Raw genomic sequence first — 23848 nt, 5'->3', positions numbered from 1 at the left:
GTTAGCCTACAGTTACTTCGTATGAAGTAAATTTACGTATATTAATAACGCCGTTATCAAATATTAAATATTGGCCTTTAATACCTTGTAAAATACCGCTTACAACGGGGTTTTTATCAAAGTTAAATGAGCTGATTTTGGTTGGGTATTCGGTGACTGGAAAGTTTAAATCAACCACGTCTTCATCAAGTTGTTCTATGGCTGTTGCGCCAAATAGCTCACTAAGCTCGTTTAGTTTATCGCTAATTTGTGGAATAAGCTCAGCGGCGGCAGCTTTTAAGTCTATAGCTTCGTTTTGACCTTTTAACATATTGCGCCAATTAGTTTTATCGGCAATAAACTCTGCTAATGCAACCTCTACCAATCCCGACTGCAAACGTGTTTGTACTTTAAAAATAGGTAAAGCTTGAGTGGCGCCTTGGTCAATCCAACGTGTAGGTATTTGTGTATGGCGCGTAATACCTACTTTTAATCCCGAGGTGTTAGCTAAGTAAACGTAATGTGGGATCATACAATTAGCTTCGCCCCACTGTGGCTCTCGACATGTACCTTGATCGTAGTGGCAGGTTTCTGGTTTCATAATACACATGTCGCAGCTAGCGAGCTTACGCATACAAACAAAACAATGGCCTTGAGAATAACTTTTTTTGGTTTTTTTACCGCAGTTAGAACACAAAATAGTGCCGCTAAATGTAAGCGTTAGTTCTTTACCTATAAAAGCATTTAAATTAACTAGCTCATCGCCAACGGGAAGGTGATATTGAACGGGTTCTGTTAAGCTCGATTTTAATTTACGCAGTGTGCCTTGCATCTTCACATAGCCCCTAAAGATGTTTAAAAAGGAGAGTCTAACATTTTTAAACTGTATTGGCTTTTTAAGAAATTAACATACTCAGGATAAGGCAACGCTTTAGCATATAAATAACCTTGTGCGCGGTCTGCATTCATTTGTTTTAATAGCTGGTGGATTTCTTGAGTTTCAACACCTTCTACAGTAATTGACAAGTTAAGCTGGTGCGCCATATCTATTGATGTTTGAACTATGACTTGGTGAGCGGGGTTATTAACGAGGTCAAAAATAAATGATTTATCTATTTTAAGCTCGCTAAAGTGGTAGTTAACAAGGTAGCTCAATGATGCGTAACCTGTGCCAAAGTCATCGAGTACAACTTTTATTCCTAATGCTGATAATTCATCAACTAATTTAATGAGCACGTCTTGGCTTTCTACAAAGGCAGATTCAGTTAATTCAAACTTAAGTAAGTGAGCGGGTGCTTGATGTTTGATTAATATATTTTCTATTTTTTCAGCTAAGTTATTAATGGCTAAGTTTTTAGCGCTTAAGTTAACGCTAATTGTGTGCTCTTTATGGCCGCTGTTAATTAGCTCTACAAGATCTTTACAAGCTTGTTCAATAACCCACAAGGTCAGCTCATTAATTATTCCGGTATGCTCTGCCAAAATTACAAGCTCTTCAATCGAAATGTTTTTATAGGTGGGATCAGGCCAGCGTAGTAGCGCTTCAGCGCCTATTACTTGATTATTAACTAAACTTATTTGCGGTTGATAATACAGCGCAAGCTGGTTTGTTTTAATTGCTTTTTGCAAATGAGCCGCCAAACCAACATCCATTATTAAACTGTTATTAATTGCAGACGACGCAACGCGATCTGCACGTCCTTTTGCATCTTTTAAGGCTAAGTAACCGCGCTTTAACCAATATTCAAAATCATTACTTTGGTTTGCACTACTAATGCCAATTGTGTAGTTGAGTTGCAGACTCAAACCTTTAATTTCATATTGCTTGGGGAGGTTACTAATGACTTTTGTGAGTAGTGTCTTGAGTGTGTCTTGGTTTTGGTTTTTGGTTGAGATACAAGCAAATACACCACTGTTTAGATCAGCCAGACGAGGACTGTTATTTAAATCGGTTTCAAGGTTTGCAAACTCTCTTTCGTGCATTAATTCATTCTCTAGTCGCTCAGCAATGTGCTTTATGAGGGTGTAACCTTGAGTCGATGTAATGATGGTATTAAGCGAATTAAAATGACATATTTTTATTAGGCACAAGGTGGTAGAACGGTTTTGGCTTTGCAGGGACATAAATGCTTGTTTGAGCTTAGAGCTATTAAGCAACTTAGTTTGTTGAGTGTGAGTTGCATGGTAAAGCGCGCGCTCTCGTTGATAGCGTACACGATCAGCCAACGCCATGGCCATTAAAACAATTTCACATAAAATCGCCACCAAAAAGGCGTGACGCGAAGTGAAACTGTAATCAATCACGCCGGTGAGCTCCAGTGGTTGTATTACAGCACCTAAAATAAGGGGAACCCACGAAAAAACGTAAAATTTGGCCCATCTAAAACCACTAAGCAGTTTTTTATAAATTAATATAGTGCATGCAACATATAGCAGCGCTAATACGCAGAAAAAAAGTGGCGCAGCGATGTTTTCAGGAATAAAAAAGCTAGCTATACCCATAACAAACATAAGAGAAAGCAGCGCTTTGCTCATTGTGTATCGCCAGCACTTATCTTTATGGTAGCGCAAAAACATAGTACAAAAGGCGAGAGTAAAAAACGAAACCGCGTAATTACTCACAATGACTTTGTGATGAAAAAATAGTTGCCACTCTAAAGGCCAAAGGTAAAACCCAAACCCAAGCACAATACCCATTAGTATCAGTGCGCTAATTATGTAACCAATATAAACAAGGTAAACCCGGTCTTTTATACCAAAATAGAGTACTAGGTTGTAAAGTGCAGCCATGAGTAATACGCCAGCAAATATTCCCCAAATACCAGTTTGAGAACGCATTAAATCTACAAATTCTTTATCGCGGTATAAATTGATAGGTGTTTTGCTAATGCCCACGGTGTCTATTTTAATAACGAGGCGCTGGGTTGATTTTTGCTCCATCAAAAAGTTGATGTGTGGCACGCTGTACTGAAACAAAGTCAGTTTTTTTTCTCTATCACCTAACTTATAAGTTTTTAATATATGGTTGTTTTTATCTAAACGATAAACTGTGAGGTGATCGGCCATTGGGTTATCAAAGTGAGCAACTACTTTTTGACTTTCTTGGCTTTTGTTTTCTAAATCAAGAAACAACCAATAATTTTGCTGAGTAAAACTCCAAGGAATTTCTGAAAAAGGAGCATGGGTAAGTAAATTAGGTTGCTTGATAATTGCATCGAATGTTTGGTTTTTGGTTTCATCAATGTAGTAGGCGTGATTGAGGTACATTGGTGATGTTTTATCAATTGTGTAACGAGTAGGCACTACTAGGTTTGAAGCCAATGTATTGATAATAAAAAATATAAATATCAAAATGGCAACAGCAAGTGAATGATAACGTAAAGTTCTAAGTTCCAATGTATGCTTACTTTTTAAAAACTTTTAATTAGTGTAGCACTAAAAAAGCGCAGGTGAACTGCGCTTTTTTAGTTAAATTAATTGGTCATACCAATCAATTTTTATTAGCTTACTGCTCGCGAGCAATAGCACGATAAGCAATATCAGTTCGATACTCCATACCATCCCAGCTAATTTGTTTAACCAGCTCGTAGGCTCGTTGTTGTGCTTCTGTTACGCTATTACCCAATGCCGTTGCGCACAAAACACGGCCGCCGGCAGTAACAACATCATCGCCGCTTTGTTTAGTACCCGCATGAAATACTTTTTCATCAGCAGGGTAGTTAACCTTAAGGCCTGAAATAGCATCGCCTTTAGGGTAGTCACCCGGGTAGCCTTTAGCTGCAAGTACAACGCCTACCGCTGCGCGTGGGTCAAACTCGATGGTGGTTTTATCTAGTTCTTCACGGTTAGCTGCTTCAATCAGTTCAACTAAATCTGATTGTAAACGTAGCATCATAGGTTGTGTTTCAGGGTCGCCAAAACGACAGTTATACTCGATAACTTTAGGTGTACCTGAGCTATCTATCATTAAACCTGCGTACAAGAAGCCAGTGTACGGATGGCCTTCGCTTGCCATGCCTTCTACTGTCGGGGTGATCACTTCATCCATAATGCGTTGGTGGATTTCGTTTGTCACCACTGGCGCAGGAGAGTATGCACCCATACCGCCAGTATTTGGACCAGCATCGCCATTATAAGCACGCTTATGATCTTGGCTTGTTGCAAACGGAAGGATGTTTTTACCATCTACCATTACAATGAAAGAGGCTTCTTCGCCTTCTAAAAACTCTTCAATAACAACACGGCTACCAGCATCACCAAAGGCATTACCGGCAAGCATATCGCGAATAGCGTCTTCAGCTTCCTGATGTGTCATTGCAACAATAACGCCTTTACCTGCGGCTAAACCATCGGCTTTAATTACAATTGGCGCACCTTTTTCTTTTAAATAAGCAAGGGCCGGGTCAATTTGCTCAAATGTTTGGTAATCGGCGGTTGGTATATCATGGCGAGCTAAAAAGTCTTTCGTAAACGACTTAGAGCCTTCAAGTTGGGCAGCACCCGCTGTTGGGCCAAATATAGCCATATCATGTGCACGAAATTTATCCACAACACCTAATACGAGCGGTACTTCAGGGCCTACAATGGTGAGCTCTACATTGTTTTGCTGAGCAAATTTTAATAAGCCATCTAAATCTTCAACGTTAATTGCAACGTTTTCGAGTTTAGGCTCAAGTGCAGTACCTGCGTTACCTGGAGCAACAAACACGGTATTTACTTTACTGTTTTGAGCGGCCTTAAACGCAAGTGCGTGTTCGCGGCCGCCGCTGCCAATGACTAATACATTCATGGCGTACTATTCCTATTTAAAGCGGTTTTTTAAATTTAAGCGTCATACGGTCGCTTTCACCAATAGCTTTATATTTTTCAACGTCTTGTTCGCCAAGTCTTAAGCTAGGTGGTAGCGTCCACACCCCTTTAGGGTGATCGGCTGTATCTTTTGGATTAGCATTAATTTCACTAGTTGCTGCTAGCTCAAATCCTGCTTGCTTTGCAAGGTCAACCACGTAGCTCTGTTTCATATAACCTGATGTTTTTTGATCCTCATCAGCACGGTTTTCAGCTAAACGATGCTCAACCACACCCAATGTACCACCTGGTTTTAGTGCTTTATAAAACGCTTTAAATGCGCTCAATGCACCGTCTGTATCTTTACCCATATACCAGTTATGCACATTGCGGAAGGTAAGTACCATATCGGCAGATTCTGCAGGCGCAATATCTAGGTGGGTTAAAGGGGCAAACTCTGTAATTTTAACATTACTAAAGCGTTCGTCTTCAGCTACTTTTTGTTTAAACGCAGCTAATGAGCGTTGATAGTAACCAACCGATGAGTCGCTAGGGAAATGAGCAGCGTAGTATAAGCCTTGCTCTTTCAATGCTGGCGCTAAAATTTCACTGTACCAACCACCACCTGGCGCAATTTCTACAACGGTCATTGACGGTTTAAAGCCAAAAAATGCCAATGTTTGCTCAGGGTGGCGATATTCATCACGAGCACTATTTTTAGCGCTTCGCTCGCTTGCTTTTATTGCGTGGCTTAGGCTTGATTCATGGTTATGGCTCAATGCCATTGTTGAAGTAAGTGCTAGGCTAGCAACAAGTAGAGACTTTAGTGCAAATTTCATCGTTTGTTCCTTCACATTAAAATTAGGAGTTAGAATAATCAGAATACGTGAATTGCTTGCAAACAAAAAGGGTTAAACGTTGAGCTTAACCCTTTTTGTGATTAGTGGCGGAAGTGACGCATGCCAGTAAACACCATAGCCATGCCCGCTTCATCCGCGGCCGCGATAACTTCTTCATCGCGCATTGAACCACCCGGTTGAATAACCGCTGTTATACCAGCGGCTGCAGCAGCATCTATGCCATCGCGGAATGGGAAAAACGCATCCGATGCCATAACAGAACCCGGTACTTCTAGGTTTTCATCAGCAGCTTTAATACCCGCTATTTTAGCAGAGTAAACGCGGCTCATTTGGCCTGCGCCTACACCAATAGTCATACCGTCGCGGGCATACACAATCGCGTTTGATTTAACAAACTTAGCGACTTTCCAGCAAAACAGTAAATCTTTAAGTTCTTGCTCAGAAGGCTGACGCTTAGAGACGACTTTTAAGTCGCCTTGAGTAACCATACCTAGGTCGCGATCTTGTACTAAAACGCCGCCGTTTACGCGTTTAATATCGTGGCCCGTTGCTTTGCCACTCCATTGTCCGCACGCTAATAAACGTACGTTCTTTTTAGCTTCAACAACTTTTGCAGCTTCACTTGAAATGCTCGGGGCAATAATCACTTCAACAAATTGACGGTCAACAATGGCTTGTGCTGTTGCAGCGTCAAGCTCGCGGTTAAAGGCAATAATGCCGCCAAACGCTGATGTTGGGTCTGTTTTAAATGCACGCTCGTAAGCACTAAGAATATCTTCACCAATTGAAACACCACACGGGTTTGCGTGTTTAACAATAACACACGCAGGTACATCAAATTCTTTAACGCACTCAAGGGCTGCATCGGTATCTGCAATGTTATTAAACGACAATGCTTTACCTTGTAACTGAGTAGCAGTAGCAACTGATGCTTCACTTACATCGTTTTCAACGTAAAAAGCAGCATCTTGATGTGAGTTTTCACCGTAACGCATATCTTGCTTTTTAGTGAATTGCATGTTGATAGTACGTGGGAACTTAGTGTCTTCAACGGCTTCTTCAGTGTAATCAGGAACCATTTTGCCAAAGTAATTAGCAATCATGCCATCGTATTGAGCTGTGTGCTCATAGGCTGCAATGGCTAAGTCAAAACGTGTTTTATACGTAGTTGAACCATTGTTATTTTGCATCTCGCTAATAACGCGATCGTAATCGCTTGCGTTTACAACAATCGTTACGTCTTTGTGATTTTTAGCAGCTGCACGAACCATTGTCGGGCCGCCAATATCAATATTTTCAATGGCATCTTCAAGGCTGCAGTTTTCTTGAGCGACAGTATTCGCAAAGGGGTATAAGTTAACTACAACTATGTCGATTGCAGAAATGTTGTTATCTGCCATTACATCTTCATCTTGTCCGCGACGGGCTAAAATACCGCCGTGAATTTTAGGGTGAAGGGTTTTTACGCGGCCATCCATGATTTCAGGGTGACCGGTGTGATCTGAAACTTCAGTCACTTTTATGCCGTTATCAGCAAGGAGTTTACACGTACCGCCAGTTGATAAAATATCTACACCTTGTGCTTCTAGTGCGCGGGCGAATTCAACAATACCGGTTTTATCAGACACACTTAAAAGTGCGCGACGAATGGGACGATGAGTATCCATTGTAGTTTGATTTCCTCAGTTAATGAGCTAGCTTAGAAGCGGGCATTTTAACTGATTACAACTTAAAAAACGACTTATAAAGCGCCAATAAGCGTGAGCATTTTGCAACATCTCTACTAAATTGTACGCATAAAAAAAGCACCCTAAGGTGCTTTTTTAATAAACAGCTGTGATTTATCACAGCCAGCATATTAGTTCATGCCGTATTTTTTTAGCTTTTTACGTAAAGTACCACGGTTGATACCTAGTAAAATAGCTGCACGAGTTTGGTTACCACGTGTGTATGTCATTACTTCTTCAAGTAATGGCGCTTCTAGCTCTGAAAGAACAAGGTCGTAAACGTCTTGCACATCTTGACCGTTAAGCTGTTTTAAGTAGTGGTGAACAGCTTTTTTTACTGCATCACGCAATGGCTGCGGTTTCTCGTGTGACTGAACATGAGGGTTTGTGATAAATGGAGAAGTCACGTTTTGTTCGAACATTATAAAGTCTCTTTCTTTCTTAGTTAGCTGCTAGTGTTTTAAAGTATTGCTCTAATGCGACGACCTGTGCTTCTGAGTTGTCGAGCGCATTAAATACTCGCCTAAACTGACCATCACTGTCATGGGTTTGCAAATACCAAGATACATGTTTGCGAGCAATTCTCGCGCCCATTGGCTCACCGTAAAACGCATGGAGGTTTGTTAAATGCTCCATTAAAATACTGCGCACCTCTGCAATAGCAGGTGGCTGCATGTGTTCACCAGTTCGCAAATAGTGGTCTATTTCCCTAAATATCCAAGGGCGACCTTGGGCGGCTCGACCAATCATAATGGCATCTGCACCCGTATAGTCTAAAACCTGTTTTGCTTTTTCTGGCGAGGTAATATCACCATTTGCAACAACAGGAATTGACACTGAACGTTTTATATCCCTAATCGTGGCGTACTCTGCTTCACCTTTATACATACATGCGCGTGTACGCCCATGTACAGCCAGTGATGCAATGCCATAACGTTCAGCTATTCTCGCAATCTCTACACCATTACGGTTATCCGGATCCCATCCTGTACGGATTTTAAGTGTTACAGGTATATCAACAGCATTAACCACTGCATCAATAATCTCTTCCACGAGTTCAGGAAACTGTAATAAAGCAGAGCCTGCGAGTTTCTTGTTCACTTTTTTTGCTGGGCACCCCATATTGATATCTATGATTTGTGCACCGTTAGCAACATTGAATTGTGCGGCCTGCGCCATAAGCTCAGGATCAGCTCCTGCAATCTGCACCGCGCGTATACCCGACTCACCGCTGTGATCCATACGATTCATCGACTTTTCAGTTTTCCAAACCCTTGGGTTTGACGATAACATTTCAGACACAGCAAGCCCGGCACCTAAGCGACGGCAGAGTTGTCTAAATGGTCTGTCTGTAATGCCGGCCATAGGCGCAACAATTACATTATTCTCAAGTTGGTATTTACCGATACGCACTGTATTCAATAGGCCTCTTTTCAAGGGGCGCTAAGTTTACGGCTTTTTTGACAAAAATCAAAGGCTATAAATTGAACAAAAGTGACTTTTTTTTGCTCTTTTCGTATTGACATTTGATAACCGTATGACGGAAGGGTTTATTTGTGTGAAATTTGAACGAATGATGTTTTTATAATAAATAATGTTTATTTTTTATTTTGTAAAAAAATAGTAAAGCCTGTTAAATACAGGCTTTACATGCGACTTTTGAGTTAATACTCTAAAGTTTATAATGTATATGCTTAGCTATTTTTTGTACCGCTAACACGGGTCCAATCACCTTCAATGGCAATTTCATCGAGCTCAATAAAGGGCGCGTATATGTCAGCAACCGATTGTGCTTGTTCTTCTAAAATCCCAGACATCGCAATTTTGCCACCTGGCTTTAACAATCCTAAAATCACACTGTGAAGCTCACGCAGAGGTTGCGCTAAAATATTAGCCACTACAATATCTGCAGTAAACTCTGGCTGGTTTTCTGGTAAGTACACTTCAAGTTTATCAGCAACGCCATTACGGTTAGCGTTATCTAAACTTGCTTCGAGTGCTTGCGGGTCAATGTCTATCCCTATCATGCGCTCAGCACCCAATTTAATAGCAGCGATACCTAAAATGCCCGAACCACAACCAAAATCCACGACGGTTTTACCGGTAAGGTCTTGGCTTTCTAGCCATTTTAAACACAGAGCTGTTGTTGCGTGTGTGCCTGTGCCAAACGCAAGGCCAGGGTCAAGTAAAACGTTAACAGCATCAGGATCAGGAATATCGCGCCAGCTAGGGCAAATCCATAGCTTTTCACCAAACTGAATCGGGTGGAAGTTATCCATCCATTCACGTTCCCAGTCTTTATCTTCAAGCTGTTCAATTTTGTAAACGAGTGATTCATTTATTTCGTCGTGGCGTTTTAATAGTGCGATCACTTCGTTCATATCGTGATTAGCTTCAAATAAACCAATTACAGTGGTGTCAGCCCAAAATTCAACAGTGCCAATTTTTGGCTCATATATAGGTGTGTCTTTAGCATCTATAAAGGTAACAGACGCACTGCCTGCTTCCATTAATAGGTCACTTACTGCATCTGCGGTTGCTGCATTGGCATTGATACGGATTTGGATCCAAGCCATCTTTATTTCCTTGAAATAGAAAAAAGGCCGCTACAGCGGCCTTTTTAGTTTATACAAAGCGCTAAATTACTTAGCGTCTAAAAAGCTTTTTAGTAAATCTGAGCGAGAAGGGTGGCGTAATTTACGCAGCGCTTTCGCTTCTATTTGACGAATACGCTCACGTGTTACGTCAAATTGTTTACCTACTTCTTCTAAGGTGTGGTCGGTATTCATATCGATACCAAAGCGCATACGAAGTACTTTAGCTTCACGCGCTGTTAAGCCCGCTAGTACGTCGTTAGTTGCGCCACGAAGCGACTCCATTGTTGCCGAATCGATTGGCGAATCAATGGTGGTGTCTTCGATAAAGTCACCTAAGTGCGAATCTTCATCATCACCGATTGGTGTTTCCATCGAAATTGGCTCTTTAGCAATTTTAAGTACCTTACGGATTTTATCCTCAGGCATCATCATGCGTTCAGCTAATTCTTCTGGATTTGGCTCACGACCCATTTCTTGTAACATTTGACGAGAGATACGGTTAAGTTTATTAATCGTTTCGATCATATGTACCGGGATACGGATAGTTCTTGCTTGGTCGGCAATAGAGCGAGTAATTGCTTGACGTATCCACCACGTAGCATAAGTAGAGAACTTATAACCACGACGGTATTCAAACTTATCTACCGCTTTCATCAAGCCAATATTACCTTCTTGGATTAAATCCAAGAACTGTAAACCACGGTTTGTGTATTTTTTAGCAATTGAGATTACAAGACGTAAGTTAGCTTCAACCATTTCTTTTTTCGCACGGCGCGCTTTTGCTTCACCAATACTCATACGACGGTTAATGTCTTTAATACGCTCTATGCTTAAACCAGTTGTTTGCTCAATAATAGATAGCTTATTGATACAACGAATTATTTCAGGTTTAACTTCTTCAAGTTTAGCTGAGTACTTTTCGTTGTTTGAAATTTCTAAATCAACCCACGAAGGATCTGTTTCGTTATTAGCAAAGTGCTTAACGAATGCTTTTTTAGGTAATTTAGCTATTTGTACAGCTTGTTTCATGATTAGACGTTCTTGAACACGAACGCGGTCCATCATTTCGCGCATGTTGTTAACCATGCGATCAAACTGTTTAGGAATTAGCTTGAAGGTTCTGAAAAGCTCACCAATTTCAAAAATGGCGGCTTGTGAGTCAGGATGCGAACGACCTTTAGCTTCAAACGTATCACGTGCTTTATTATATAAATCACGTAAGTTTTCAAAATGAATGCGAGCTTCTTCAGGATCTGGGCCTGTATCTACTTCTTCTTCATCTTCATCATCGTCACTTTTGTCATCGTCTTCATCGTCGTCATCAAGTTGTTTTTCACTTAATTCTGAACCGATATTAGTTGCTGAAATTGGCGCTTCATCTTCGTTTGGATCAATGAAACCAACGATGATATCGCTTAAACGCATTTCTTCTGCTTCAAACTTATCCCACTGCTCTAGTAGGTAAGTGATTGCTTCAGGGTATTCAGCAACTGAAATTTGTACTTGGTTGATCCCTTCTTCAATACGCTTAGCGATAACAATTTCGCCTTCACGTGTAAGAAGTTCAACAGTGCCCATTTCGCGCATGTACATGCGAACTGGATCGGTAGTGCGGCCAATTTCTTTTTCTACCGTAGCAAGTGCAGCAGCGGCAGCTTCAGCTGCGTCTTCGTCTGTCGTTGTTTCTTGCATCATTAGTTCATCGGCATCAGGCGCGTTTTCGCTAACCTTAATACCCATGTCATTAATCATGCTTATGATATCTTCTACTTGATCTGAGTCAATTATGTCTTGTGGAAGGTGATCATTTACTTCTGCAAAAGTTAAGTAGCCTTGCTCTTTACCTTTTTGAATCAGAAGTTTTAATTGTGACTGAGGAGTTGGATCCATAGAGATTGTTTCTTCCACTCTGATAAGTTGATACAACAGGCGCCATCACTTGGTTTACATTAATGCCAACCAGAACAATGTGACGCAGTGAATAGCACAGTATAACATCCAAAACTAGATCTGACTAGCTGTTAGTCGCTTTTAACGCTGTCATTAGTAAATGACATTCTAGTCTTTCGTCGCTATTTAAACCTTGTGTCTTGTCTTTTATTAATAAGGTCTCTAGTCGATAATTTAAACACTGATCTTCAATAAATTTAAAAGTATTTTTAAAAACAGTCTCTAAACGCTCTTCATTTATTTCATGTTGCCAAGTAGCGAGCTTAATAAGAGGCTCATAATCGTCAGTATCTCTAAAAAATTCGAGTATCTGAGCCGTAGTGATAGTCTCTTTTTCAAGTGCTTGTTGCTGCAAGCGAAGCAATAAACCAATACCTGCAATGTTCATTTGTGCAAGTTCTGGCAAATAAGGAACACTTTTAGCTAGGTTTGGATGCTGAATTAAAATACCAATAGCCTGTCGCATTGGGGTTATTTTAAATTTTCGCTCAATAGAGTGCTGTTGCTTTGGTGTTTTTAATCGATTATTAAGTTGTTCACGCGTGCGCCCAATTAGTCTGCCTAATTGCTCTAAAATATTTTCTTGGTAAAATTCACTCGGAATTTTTTCAATGAGCGGTAGGGCTGCACTGAGTAATTTTGCTTTACCCGAATCGAGTGTTAAATCAATTTCTTGGCTTAATTTGTTAAACATGACTTTAGTAAAGTCATCGGCTTCACTTAAACGCTGTTCGAATGCTTCTTTACCTTCTTTTTGCACTAATGAATCGGGATCTTCTCCATCAGGCAAAAATACAAAGTTCAATGCTTTACCGTCATTTAAGTAGGGGAGCGCATTTTCAAGTGCCCGCCAAGCTGCATCGCGTCCAGCTCGGTCGCCATCGTAACAACAAATGACCTTATCGGTCGTTCTAAATAACGTATGCATGTGTTCGCTTGTTGTGGCGGTTCCCAGTGCTGCAACAGCGTATTCAATCTCTTTTTCTGCAAGTGCAACAACATCCATGTAGCCTTCAACGATAAGAATGTGCTCTAACTTTTTGTGTGCTTGTTTAGCTTCATAAAGGCCATAAAGCTCAAACCCTTTATGAAAAATTCGAGTCTCTGGAGAGTTTAAATATTTAGGCCCTTGATCAGCTTGCATAACGCGACCGCCAAAGGCGACTACCCTGCCGCGTTTATCACGAATAGGAAACATTAAGCGGTCGCGAAAAAAGTCGAATTGCCTGCCGGGTGTTTTTTCTGAGGCGAGCTTTAATTCGACGAGTTGCTCTTTTTGTTCTTTATTACGACCAAGTTGTAAACATAAGCCATCCCATTCACTAGGGGCGTAGCCAACCATAAACTTTTTAACAGTTTCGCCGCTCAGTCCTCGACCTTTAACATAGTCAATGACTGCGGCCGAGTTAGCGTGGTGCTTTAATTGGTGCTGATAAAAGCGAGCTGTATGAAGCATCAAATCGTAATCTGAACGCTTTTGCGCAGCGGTACGTTCTGGCGCAGAGCTACCGCCTTGTTCGCGGGGCACGTCCAAGTTGAGCATGCTGGCAAGTTCTTCAATGGCATCAACAAACTCTAGTTTGTCGTATTCCATAACAAACGATATTGCGTTGCCATTCGCACCACAGCCAAAGCAATGATAAAACTGTTTATCTTGCGATACCGTAAACGAGGGAGACTTTTCGTTATGAAAAGGGCAACACGCTTGATAGTCTTTACCGGCTTTTTTAAGCCCAACTTTAGAGTCTATCAGGTCGACAATATCGGTTCTGGCAAGTAAATCATCTATAAAACTTCGTGGGATCTTTCCAGCCATTAGTAAAATACAGTCCTGAAATATTAAGAAGAATAACGAAAGTGAAACTTAAAATTTATACTAGTAAGGTATAAATAATTGGACCTTAACTTATCAAAATGACGGCTAAATAAATAGAGTCAGAATAAATAATTTCATTTTTGAATATAGGCATAACGTTTACTTTTCAGCGACGTAAAAACAAAGAAACCGAGCACAAGGCTCGGTTTACTTCAATTATACTTTACGTATAGGGAGTGTTAGGCAGTTAATCTTTGCTTTATTAAACCAGAGATCTTACCCATATCGGCGCGACCTTCAGCTTTGCTTTTGATTATACCCATCACTTTACCCATGTCTTGCATACCTGCTGCGTTAGTATCAGCAATAGCCGCGTCAATGAGAGCAATTATTTCTTCGTCACTCAACTGTTGAGGTAAGAAGGTTTCAAGTGCTGCTATTTCATTGGCTTCAATTTCAGCTAAATCATCACGCCCAGCATCTTTGTACTGAGTGTAAGAGTCGCGACGTTGTTTAACAAGCTTCACTATAACGGAGGTAATACCTGCGTCGTCTAGTGTTATTTGCTCGTCAATCTCACGTTGCTTGATTGCAGCAAGTACCATGCGAATAGGGTTAAGACGTTGTTTGTCTTTAGCTCTCATCGCATCTTTTTGCGCATCTTTTAGCGTTATTAAAAGGCTCATTTATACAAGACCTAATGTATTAGTATAATTTAACGCGACGAGCGTTATCACGAGAAAGTTTTTTCATGTGACGCTTAACTGCTGCAGCTTTCTTACGCTTACGCTCAGCTGTTGGCTTTTCATAGTGCTCGCGACGACGAACTTCTGAAAGGATACCTGCTTTTTCACATGAACGCTTGAAGCGACGAAGTGCTACGTCAAACGGTTCGTTCTCTCTTACTTTAATTACTGGCATTAAAAATTCACCTACCTAAATTATGAGCGTTGCTCAAGTTGATCAAACATTGATCAAGTGGTTCAAAAATGGTGCGGTATTGTAATCCGAAGCAACACCACATGTAAAGGATAATATTAACAGAAACGCATAGTGTAAAACAGTATTAATTTAGCTGGCGTTGGTAGAGTCTACAAAATACTTGGCCTGCTTTTTTTTCTTTAATTAACAGCCAGTTACTAGGTGGTTTGAACGTATTTAGATCGCTCTCTACTTCGAGGTAAATTAGTGCTTCTTCGCTAAGCCAATTATTTATTTCTAATAAGTTACAGCTAGTTTGAGCTAAATTTTTGCGAAAAGGCGGGTCAACAAAAACAAGATCAAAAGGCGTATTACTATTTTTTTGTTCTAAAAATGAAAGAGAGTTAGTGTGCCTTACCTGTGCATTTTGTAATTTTAGTGTTGCTATGTTTTGCGCTAGTTGCTTTGCTGCACTTGGGTCAAGCTCTATAAAAAGAGCAGTACTTGCAAAACGCGAAAGAGCTTCGAACCCCAACCCACCAGAACCTGCAAAACAATCTAGAACGTTAGCATCACGCGTGTCTTGCATTAACCAGTTAAATACTGTCTCTTTAATTCGGTCTGTAGTAGGACGTAAACCTTGTACGTCTTTTACTGGAAGCTTTCGGCCGCGAAATTGCCCACTTATCACTCTAATAAAGCCATCAGTAGATTTGGTAATTGCTTTATTTTTAGTTGTTTTATTTCTCATTTAGCTCACTAAAAAATGGTATCTGGGATCTAGCTCAGATAATATTGTAGTAGATTACGTATAGCTTCATTTTTCAACCGCATTAAAAGTGTTACTATTGAACACTTATGTTTTGAATGGTTGTTTGGCTGGCAAAGTGTGTTGGCTCTTCCAAGCTATTTTCAAATTTTAGTTTATCAGATTTTTATAAGTGGTTATTAGCAAGTATGGCAAAAAAAAGTAAATTAATGTCTTGGCTCGGCTTTGGTAAGTCAGATAAAAAACAAGCCGAACAAAAAGCAGAGGCTGATAAACAACAAGCTTTAGCAGAGCAAGAAGCTAAACGCTTAGAAGAAGAACGCGTTGCCGCTGAAAAAGCCGAGCAAGAACGCGCTGCTGCAGAGCAAGCGGAAAAATTAGCAATAGAACGAGCAAATGCCGAGCTGCTAGCAAAAGAACAGGCAGAAGCCGAGCAGCAGAGAGTGGAGCAACAAAATCGCCTTGCTGAGCAAGCTGAAGCGCAGCGTTTAGAACAAGAACGTATTGCAGCACAGCAAGCAGAGGCGCAGCGTTTAGAACAAGAACATATTGCAGCACAGCAAGCAGAAGCGCAGCGCATAGAGCAAGAGCGCATTGCAGCGGAGCAAGCAGAAGCGCAACGCATAGAGCAAGAACGCATTGCAGCAGAGCAATCAGAAGCACAGCGTTTAGAGCAAGAACGCATTGCAGCACAGCAAGCAGAAGCACAGCGTTTAGAGCAAGAACGCATTGCAGCAGAGCAAGCAGAAGCGCAGCGCATAGAGCTAGAACGTGCTGCAGCAGAGCAAGCAGAAGCACAGCGCATAGAGCAAGAACGCATTGCAGCGGAGCAAGCAGAAGCCCAGCGTTTAGAGCAAGAACGCATTGCAACAGAGCAAGCAGAAGCGCAGCGCTTAGAACAAGAACGTATTGCAGCAGAGCAAGCCGAAATGCAGCGCTTAGAACAAGAACGTGTTGCAGCAGAGCAAGCCGAAGTGCAGCGCTTAGAACAAGAACGTATTGCAGCAGAGCAAGCAGAGGCGCAGCGCATAGAACAAGAGCGTATTGCAGCAGAGCAAGCTAAGAAAGAAGAAAAGCCTAAGAAAGAAGGCTTTTTTTCACGTCTTAAAAAAGGATTACTAAAAACCCGCGTTAATATTGGCGCAGGATTTTCGTCTATTTTTAGTGGTAAAAAAATAGATGATGACCTTTTTGAAGAGCTTGAAACTCAATTATTGACGGCTGATTTAGGCGTAGATACCACCATGAAGTTAATCGATAGATTAACGGACGGTGCAAATAGAAAGCAGCTTAAGGATGGTGATGCTTTATATGAGCTAATGAAGCAAGAAATGGCAGCGATGCTAAAGACTGCTGAACAGCCATTAACAATACCAGCAGAAAAAAAACCGTTTGTGATTTTAATGGTAGGCGTAAATGGGGTTGGTAAAACAACTACGATTGGTAAGCTCGCTAAGCAATTTCAAAATGAAGGTAAGTCGGTCATGCTTGCTGCGGGTGACACTTTTAGAGCCGCTGCGGTTGAACAACTTCAAGTATGGGGTGAGCGCAATAGTATTCCAGTTATAGCACAGCATACCGGAGCCGATAGTGCATCGGTGGTATTTGATGCTTTTCAGGCCGCAAAAGCGCGTAACGTAGATGTGTTAATTGCTGATACAGCGGGTCGTCTGCAAAATAAAGATAATTTGATGCAAGAGCTTGAGAAAATAGCTCGTGTAATGAAAAAAATAGATCCTGATGCACCGCACGAGGTGATGCTAACTATAGATGCAGGTACAGGGCAAAATGCGATTAGCCAAGTAAACTTGTTTAACCAATGTGTAGGTTTAACGGGTATTACTTTGTCAAAACTTGATGGTACAGCAAAAGGTGGGGTTATTTTTGCTGTAGCTGATAAGTTTAACATTCCAATTCGTTATATTGGTGTTGGTGAAGGTATTGATGATTTGCGTTCGTTTAAAAGCGATGACTTTATTGATGCATTATTTAGCCAAGATGAGGACGACGCTTAATTTACCAAGAAGGGAGCTTGCTCCCTTTTTAATTGCGAGGAATACCAATTGCATTAACACTTTAATGAGGTTGGCATAATAAAAAATGATAAATTTTCAGCAAGTAAGTAAAACCTATCCAGGGGGGCATCGTGCCCTCGAAAAAGTTAATTTTCATATAAAACCTGGCGAATTAGCCTTTTTGACCGGTCATAGTGGTGCGGGTAAAAGTACACTTTTAAAGCTTATCAGCTTAATGGAACGTCCATCTGCTGGTAACGTATTTATTAATGGTGTTGATTTAAATAAAGTTAATTCGCGACAAATCCCTTATGCTCGCCGAGATATTGGTATTATTTTTCAAAACCATCGATTATTAGAACGATACACTGTATTTGATAATGTCGCGCTACCGCTGATCATCGAAGGAACTCATCGTAATCAAATCGCAAAGCGTGTTCATGGTGCGCTCGATAAAGTGGGTTTAATCGATAAAGTTAAATGCCATCCATCTATGTTGTCGGGTGGTGAGCAACAGCGAGTCGGTATTGCACGCGCTATTGTAAATTCTCCGCCAATTTTACTTGCCGATGAGCCAACGGGTAACTTAGATCCTGAACTCTCAATGGAAATACTTAAATTATTTGAAGACTTTAATAAGCATGGTACAACCGTACTTATTGCTACCCATGACTTAGGCCTTGTTGCACGCATGAAGTATAGGAGCTTAACGTTAAAGGATGGCAGAATGCTTGAAGATCCATTAGCGCAGGGGGCATTATGAGTTTACTGTTTAAAAGCCGCCAAAACAAAAACGAAAAACAAAAAAAATCATTTATTTCAAATGGCTACTTTTTTATCGTTAATATTTTTCGCCAAGGGATTCATAGCCTGGGTGAAATGTGGCGTACACCACTGGCATCTATGATGACAATTGCGGTACTTGGATTAAGCTTAACGCTTCCTGCCACACTTTACTTAGTGGTTAAAAATGTCCAGCAAGTTAGTAGTGGCTTTGAAGAGGCTAGTGAAATATCGTTATTTGTAAAACAAACAATGACGAAACAAGAAACAGCAACGCTAGTTAAGCGCCTAGCCTTATACCCTGAAGTAGAGAGTGTAACGTTTATTTCAAAACAGCAAGCGCTAAAAGAGTTTCAGGAGGTGTCAGGTTTTGGGCAAGCGCTAGAATATTTAGATAGCAACCCATTACCCGATGTTGTACTAGTTACGCCTACTAAGCGGCACCGCCAGCCTAATGCCGCCAAGGTACTTATGACTAAGTTAGAAGCGGAACGTGAGGTTGATTTTGGCAAACTTGATATAGCCTGGTTAGAGCGCTTAAATGCATTGCTTAGCTTGCTAAAAGAAAGTGTAATAACCATTACCTTATTATTATTAACGTCTGTAACTCTCATAATAGGTAATACTATTCGCCTATCGATTATGGATAAAAAAGAAGAAATACAAGTAATGAAACTTGTAGGTGCTACAAATACGTTTATACACGCACCATTTTTATGGACTGGTATTTGGTATGGCGTTATTGGTGGATTATTTGCTTTTATATCAGTTGCATTGATGATGTGGTGGCTTTCTTCAGCCGTAAACAGTGTGGCTGGTGTGTATCAAACTAACTTTTTACTCATTGGTTTAACGCTTAGTGAATTTGGCTTTTTAGTTTTACTTGCTACAAGTTTGGGGTTTGTTGGCTCTTACTTATCTGTAAATCGATACATTAAAGAAATAGAGCCAGACAAAGTGTAATACGCACCTATAAGCACGCTGTTAATCAAGCGAGCTATATAGGTTATGCTATTAGTGCTTTATTCGCTTTAAAGTAAACATTTTTGAATGTACATTTAACTTTATAAGCGTGTTGATCTCTTCCTCATTCGCGCAAGCTAATACAAGTGAACTAACTCAGTGCTTAGCGCGTATGTTATTGGGTTGGGTTGTACAGGTCCTATAAAAACTGTCACATTTATCTACTACCCTCCATATCAAGCATGAATTGTAAATAGAGTGAAAAGCTGGCGTTAATCACCTGCAATCCCTTAATTCATCGCTTATTCAGTCGCTTATAGTAGACTTCAATAACACTAAAAAACCGCTTGATTTATGCTTTAAAAAAGTTTTAAATTGGGGTTAGCACTCTTCAGGAAAGAGTGCTAAGATGGTTTCAAATGTTTATCACCGAGGTGAAAAATGAGTAAAGATTTATACGCAATGGCACTTACAGTTGGACAACAAAGCGCAAGCATGGATGGCTACCTTCAAGCGGTCAGCACAATCCCTATGCTTAAAGTTGAAGAAGAGCAAGAGCTTGCTAAAAAACTTCAGGAAGAAGGCGATCTTAGTGCTGCAAAGCAACTCATTATGTCGCATTTGCGCTTTGTAGCGCATATAGCTAAAAGCTACTCGGGATACGGCTTGCCACAAGCTGACCTTATTCAAGAAGGCAATATAGGCCTGATGAAAGCGGTTAAACGTTTCGACCCAAGCGTGGGTGTTCGTTTAGTATCGTTTGCAGTGCACTGGATTAAAGCCGAAATACACGAATTTGTTCTTAAGAACTGGCGTATAGTTAAAGTAGCTACTACAAAAGCACAGCGTAAATTGTTTTTTAATCTTCGTAAAAACAAAAAGCGTTTAGGCTGGTTTAACCAAGCAGAGGTTAGCACTGTTGCTAGTGAGCTGGGTGTAAGCGAAAAAGAAGTGCGTGAAATGGAATCTCGCATGAGCGGTCAAGATATGGGCTTTGACTTAACGGGTGATGATAACGATGACGCCCCAACAAGCACTTATTCGCCGGTACAATATTTAACGGATGGTTCTGCTGATTTAGCTGATGACATTGAGCAGCAACAGTGGCAAGAACAATCTCATACTCGTTTGTTTAGTGCACTTAAAACACTAGATGAACGTTCACAAGACATTGTAAGTGCGCGCTGGTTGTCTGATGACAAAGCAACACTACAAGAGCTTGCTGAAAAATACAGTGTATCTGCTGAGCGTGTTCGCCAGCTTGAAAAAACAGCAATGAAAAAGTTACAAAGCGCTATGAGCTGATACCTTCTAAAAGCGTAATATTTTTAAAAGCCCTGCATGAAAACGCAGGGCTTTTTTGTTGAAAATTAATAATGTAGACAAATATTATAGGGCATAAGAGATAAGTACCTTGTTTAATTTAATTATCGCGCGCTAATCGTTTTCCCTTGAGCTTGCGCTAACTGAATATATTTACGTTGTACTAACTGAGAAACAGGTACTAACTCATAGCCTTGTTGAGTAAGCTCAGGCAGGGCTTTACGTAAAAAAGCAATGGTCTCAGGATAAGGGTGAGCAATTGCAATGGCAAAATTGTGATCTGTTGCTTTTTGTTTAAGTTCATCGAGCCTAAACTGAAGTTGATCTGCTGTTGTTATGTTGTCCAAAAAAACATGGCGACCAATATTTTCAACCCCAAAAAAGTTTGCAGCATTTTGTGCCTGGCTTAAGCCAGTTGTTCGGCTATCTAAAAAGTACAACTCGCGCTTTTTAAGGACTTCCATTGTCCATTTCATAGCTTGGCTTTGCTGAGTTAATGCAGAGCCCATATGATTATTAACACCTCTAACTTGCGGTAAACTTGCTAGTGCTGTTCCTAGCGTTTGTTGAAGTTGAGCTTTGTCCATATCAAGAGTAAGCGCACCAGGCCCTAGTGCTTTGCCGTTAAGTGCCTGCATAGGCACATGTAAAAGCAGTTCTTTATTTGCTTTGCTAGCACGTGTTGCAAAAACTTGTGAATAGGGTGTGTGGGGCAAAATTGAATAGGTCAATTGCCCTGGTAAGGTTAAAAAATCTAAGTCTCTTTGGTGATAGCCTATATCATCAATAACTATCGCTATTTGTTTAGCATTAGCGCTAAAGCAAGCGATACATACACTGAAAAAAAGCCACATCCGTATTTTTCTGTTAATAGTATTCACGTTTATAATTTTTATTATCTTTTTTATGCCCAGTAACGCTCAAACAAAATAGATTACTGCATACTGAGTAATTGTTTTGCTTTAACTAACTGTAAATCAGCTAAGGTGTTAACAAGCTGGTGTTGATTATTTTTTACTTGCTCATTTTTTATTATAACGGCTTTATTGTTTTGTGGAAGTGTTGTTTGATTAATCGTCACATCGGGCTTTATTCCAACGCCATCTATTGATTCACCAGAAGGTGTAAAATACTTTGCGGTAGTGAGTTTTAAAGCGGTATTGCCATCACCTAATGGTATAAGTGATTGCACAGACCCTTTTCCAAAAGATTGGCTTCCAACCACTTTTGCCCTGTTGTTGTCTTTTAAGGCACCGGCTAAAATTTCAGCCGCAGAGGCTGAATTTTCATTAATAAGCACAACAATCGGAGCGCCTTTGAGTATGTCGCCCCGTTTAGCATAAAAGGCTTGGTTAGCGTCAAAGTATCTGCCTTTCGTTGTTACTATAGTTCCGCTTTCTAAGAATAAATCAGAGACCGCAATCGCACTTTTTAGGGTGCCTCCGGGGTTGTCACGTAAATCAATTACAAGCCCTAATAATGGGTAATCATAATTATTTTGCATCGCTGCAATTTGCAGTGCAACTTCGTGTAGTGTGTGATTAGAAAAACTATTAATAGCTAAATAGCCAATGCCGGACTCTAAAACTTTACTGGTTACACTCTCTAATTGTATTTGCGTACGAGCTACGTTAAATGACAAAACTTCTGGGCTTTCATTTCGCTTAACCGTGAGATTAATTTTTGTAAATTTATTTTCTTTTATTAAAGTTGCGACTTCGCTAACGCTGAGCAAATTGACCGTTTTTTGATTAACACTAACAATAATATCGCCAGCTAAAATACCTGCTTCTTTCGCTGGTGAGTTATTTACCACGTTAACTATTTTTATGTCAGTATCGACCTTTTTTACTTCAATACCTAAGCCCGTATATTGGCCATTGGTATTATCAAATAAGGCATCGAGCTCGTGTTCGTTAAGGTATTTAGAGTAGGGGTCTAGCTTTGAGTATAAGCGCTCAAACTGTTTGTTGTTGTATTGCACATAATGGCTGTTTTGTAGCTCTAAATCGTCAACATAATAGGCGTGTATGTTAAATAAAATTTCATCTATTTGTTGGCTTTTAAGGTTTTTTACTGAGCTGGCAAATGCATTGTTAAGTACTAAAGTAAAGGTGAATAAAAGCAGGCTGAAAACATAGCCTGCTTTTTTAAATGCGGGTATTACATTGTTGTTTTTCATCAGCTACTCCTCAGCGGAGCAGCGGTTTATTCAATTAAATACGTCTGCACCATTTTATGGGATTTACTGCGCGTCCTTTGTGTCGTATTTCAAAGTATAGACCAGAACTTGCCTGTCCGCCGCTTTGGCCAACCAACGCTAAAGTTTCGCCTTGGCGTACCATGTCACCTACGTCTCTCAGTAGTGTTTGTGCATGGCCGTATAGGCTCATGAATCCTTCACCATGATCGACTACAATTACCCAACCATAACCTTTTAACCAATCTGCAAATACAACCTGTCCATTGTGCACGCTATTTACATTTTCGCCTTCTTTAGCGCCAATTAGCACGCCTTTCCAATCAATGCCGCCATGTTTGCGCTGGCCAAACTTGTGCTTTAATTTACCTTTACTAGGCCAGTTTAATTTGCCTTTATTTTTATTGAGGCCAAGTAATTCTATTTTTTTTGTTTTTTCTTTTTCTAATTCTTCAATTGTATTAACAAGGGTTTGTTGGTTTTCTTTTAAGTAATCGATAGAGCTTTTAGTACTCGTAAGCTGAGCTTGAAGATTCCTAAGGTTAGCTTGACGTTCACTTTGTGCATTTACTAAGGCTGTTTGACGCCTTTTTTGCTCGTCGTATAAAGCTAAAAGCTTTTCTTTTGTTTTATTGAGTGCAACTTGGTTTAACGCGATTTGTTGTTTAAGTTCTTTTAATTCTTCAATTTGTTCAATTCGTGCTTTGTTTAGGTAATTATAATAGCTCAGTGTTCGCTCAAATTGCGCTGTGTTTTCTTGATTCAGCAACATTTTAGAGTAGTCATCACCACCTGCCATGTAAGCGCTTTTAAGTTGCGCTCCTAAAATACGTTGAAATTCGATGTGTTTTTTATCGAGTTCATCAGCTTTTTTTTGTTGTTGATTTTGCTGTTGTTGGGTTTCTTTAACAGATTGCTCAGCCATATTAAGTGCTTTAGCGTTTTTAGCTATTTCAAGCTCATGGCTTTTAAGATTTTTTTGAAGTTGAGATATTTTTTTTCGTTGTTGATTATACTCAGATTGGCTTTGTTCAAGTGCTTTTTTCACCTGTGAGAGATCTTTTTTAGTGCGATCTTCATTGGCAACTGCAGATGCAGTCACCAATGAGGCGAGTATTAAGCCGCACTTAAAGTATCGGTTAACACGTTTAATCATG

20 protein-coding genes are annotated in these 23848 nt (G+C 40.3%); 4 read left to right on the top strand and 16 right to left on the bottom strand.

Annotation, left to right across the window (positions count from 1 at the left end; translation table 11 throughout):
- Position 1: 1 nt before the first annotated feature.
- The 13 genes from AC27JL_RS12085 to rsmD form a co-directional block, all read right to left on the bottom strand.
- The gene (locus tag AC27JL_RS12085) at positions 2-811 is read right to left on the bottom strand and encodes a DUF2797 domain-containing protein (RefSeq protein ID WP_006791167.1); all 810 of its coding nucleotides are present in this window, start codon (positions 809-811) and stop codon (positions 2-4) included.
- A 23-nt stretch (positions 812-834) separates the two neighbouring features.
- Positions 835-3375 (bottom strand): EAL domain-containing protein, encoded by a 2541-nt coding sequence (locus AC27JL_RS12080; RefSeq protein ID WP_006791166.1) that lies wholly within the window; start codon positions 3373-3375, stop codon positions 835-837.
- Positions 3376-3484: 109 nt separating this feature from the next.
- Complete coding sequence (purD, locus tag AC27JL_RS12075) at positions 3485-4768, bottom strand: phosphoribosylamine--glycine ligase (protein WP_487195708.1); 1284 nt, start codon at positions 4766-4768, stop codon at positions 3485-3487.
- A gap of 16 nt (positions 4769-4784) precedes the next feature.
- Positions 4785-5606 carry a class I SAM-dependent methyltransferase gene (locus AC27JL_RS12070; RefSeq protein WP_487195707.1) on the bottom strand — a complete coding sequence of 274 codons (822 nt, stop codon included), beginning with the start codon at positions 5604-5606 and terminating at the stop codon, positions 4785-4787.
- 101 nt (positions 5607-5707) lie between these two features.
- A complete protein-coding gene (gene purH, locus AC27JL_RS12065) occupies positions 5708-7294 on the bottom strand; it encodes a bifunctional phosphoribosylaminoimidazolecarboxamide formyltransferase/IMP cyclohydrolase (protein ID WP_487195706.1) in 1587 nt (528 codons plus the stop codon).
- A gap of 191 nt (positions 7295-7485) precedes the next feature.
- Entirely contained in the window at positions 7486-7776 is a 291-nt protein-coding gene (gene fis / locus AC27JL_RS12060) for a DNA-binding transcriptional regulator Fis (protein ID WP_002957804.1), read from the bottom strand.
- 19 nt (positions 7777-7795) lie between these two features.
- Complete coding sequence (gene dusB / locus AC27JL_RS12055; RefSeq protein ID WP_487195789.1) at positions 7796-8767, bottom strand: tRNA dihydrouridine synthase DusB; 972 nt, start codon at positions 8765-8767, stop codon at positions 7796-7798.
- A gap of 281 nt (positions 8768-9048) precedes the next feature.
- Positions 9049-9930 (bottom strand): 50S ribosomal protein L11 methyltransferase, encoded by an 882-nt coding sequence (gene prmA, locus AC27JL_RS12050; RefSeq protein ID WP_008128759.1) that lies wholly within the window; start codon positions 9928-9930, stop codon positions 9049-9051.
- Between the two features lie 66 nt (positions 9931-9996).
- Positions 9997-11841, bottom strand: a complete 1845-nt coding sequence (rpoD, locus tag AC27JL_RS12045) for an RNA polymerase sigma factor RpoD (protein ID WP_006794813.1) — start codon at positions 11839-11841, stop codon at positions 9997-9999.
- Positions 11842-11965: 124 nt separating this feature from the next.
- Entirely contained in the window at positions 11966-13717 is a 1752-nt protein-coding gene (gene dnaG / locus AC27JL_RS12040; protein WP_008128763.1) for a DNA primase, read from the bottom strand.
- Positions 13718-13956: 239 nt separating this feature from the next.
- Positions 13957-14403: a GatB/YqeY domain-containing protein gene (locus AC27JL_RS12035; protein WP_008128764.1), complete on the bottom strand. Its 447-nt coding sequence runs from the start codon at positions 14401-14403 to the stop codon at positions 13957-13959.
- A gap of 19 nt (positions 14404-14422) precedes the next feature.
- Positions 14423-14638 (bottom strand): 30S ribosomal protein S21, encoded by a 216-nt coding sequence (gene rpsU / locus AC27JL_RS12030; RefSeq protein WP_002957797.1) that lies wholly within the window; start codon positions 14636-14638, stop codon positions 14423-14425.
- A gap of 145 nt (positions 14639-14783) precedes the next feature.
- Positions 14784-15389, bottom strand: coding sequence for a 16S rRNA (guanine(966)-N(2))-methyltransferase RsmD (gene rsmD / locus AC27JL_RS12025; protein WP_006794810.1), 606 nt, complete (start codon positions 15387-15389; stop codon positions 14784-14786).
- Between the two features lie 206 nt (positions 15390-15595).
- Here rsmD and ftsY point away from each other — a divergent pair, with 206 nt between their 5' ends.
- The 4 genes from ftsY to rpoH all read left to right on the top strand — a co-directional run bounded on the left by ftsY (position 15596) and on the right by rpoH (position 20473).
- A complete protein-coding gene (gene ftsY / locus AC27JL_RS12020) occupies positions 15596-17422 on the top strand; it encodes a signal recognition particle-docking protein FtsY (protein WP_487195705.1) in 1827 nt (608 codons plus the stop codon).
- 85 nt (positions 17423-17507) lie between these two features.
- Entirely contained in the window at positions 17508-18185 is a 678-nt protein-coding gene (ftsE, locus tag AC27JL_RS12015; RefSeq protein WP_006794808.1) for a cell division ATP-binding protein FtsE, read from the top strand.
- Positions 18182-19168, top strand: a complete 987-nt coding sequence (gene ftsX, locus AC27JL_RS12010) for a permease-like cell division protein FtsX (protein ID WP_006794807.1) — start codon at positions 18182-18184, stop codon at positions 19166-19168. The genes ftsE and ftsX overlap by 4 nt, the downstream gene beginning before the upstream one ends.
- A gap of 441 nt (positions 19169-19609) precedes the next feature.
- Positions 19610-20473 (top strand): RNA polymerase sigma factor RpoH, encoded by an 864-nt coding sequence (gene rpoH / locus AC27JL_RS12005; RefSeq protein WP_008128777.1) that lies wholly within the window; start codon positions 19610-19612, stop codon positions 20471-20473.
- A gap of 122 nt (positions 20474-20595) precedes the next feature.
- Here rpoH and AC27JL_RS12000 read toward each other — a convergent pair whose 3' ends face one another.
- The 3 genes from AC27JL_RS12000 to AC27JL_RS11990 form a co-directional block, all read right to left on the bottom strand.
- Positions 20596-21345: a divergent polysaccharide deacetylase family protein gene (locus AC27JL_RS12000; protein ID WP_052242901.1), complete on the bottom strand. Its 750-nt coding sequence runs from the start codon at positions 21343-21345 to the stop codon at positions 20596-20598.
- A gap of 80 nt (positions 21346-21425) precedes the next feature.
- The gene (locus tag AC27JL_RS11995) at positions 21426-22673 is read right to left on the bottom strand and encodes a S41 family peptidase (protein ID WP_487195704.1); all 1248 of its coding nucleotides are present in this window, start codon (positions 22671-22673) and stop codon (positions 21426-21428) included.
- Positions 22674-22707: 34 nt separating this feature from the next.
- Positions 22708-23847 carry a murein hydrolase activator EnvC family protein gene (locus AC27JL_RS11990; RefSeq protein WP_487195703.1) on the bottom strand — a complete coding sequence of 380 codons (1140 nt, stop codon included), beginning with the start codon at positions 23845-23847 and terminating at the stop codon, positions 22708-22710.
- Position 23848: the final 1 nt, after the last annotated feature.

It is taken from the genome of Pseudoalteromonas sp. 4NS20-0020, from assembly GCF_057554385.1.
This window is presented reverse-complemented; position numbering and strand designations above follow the sequence as displayed.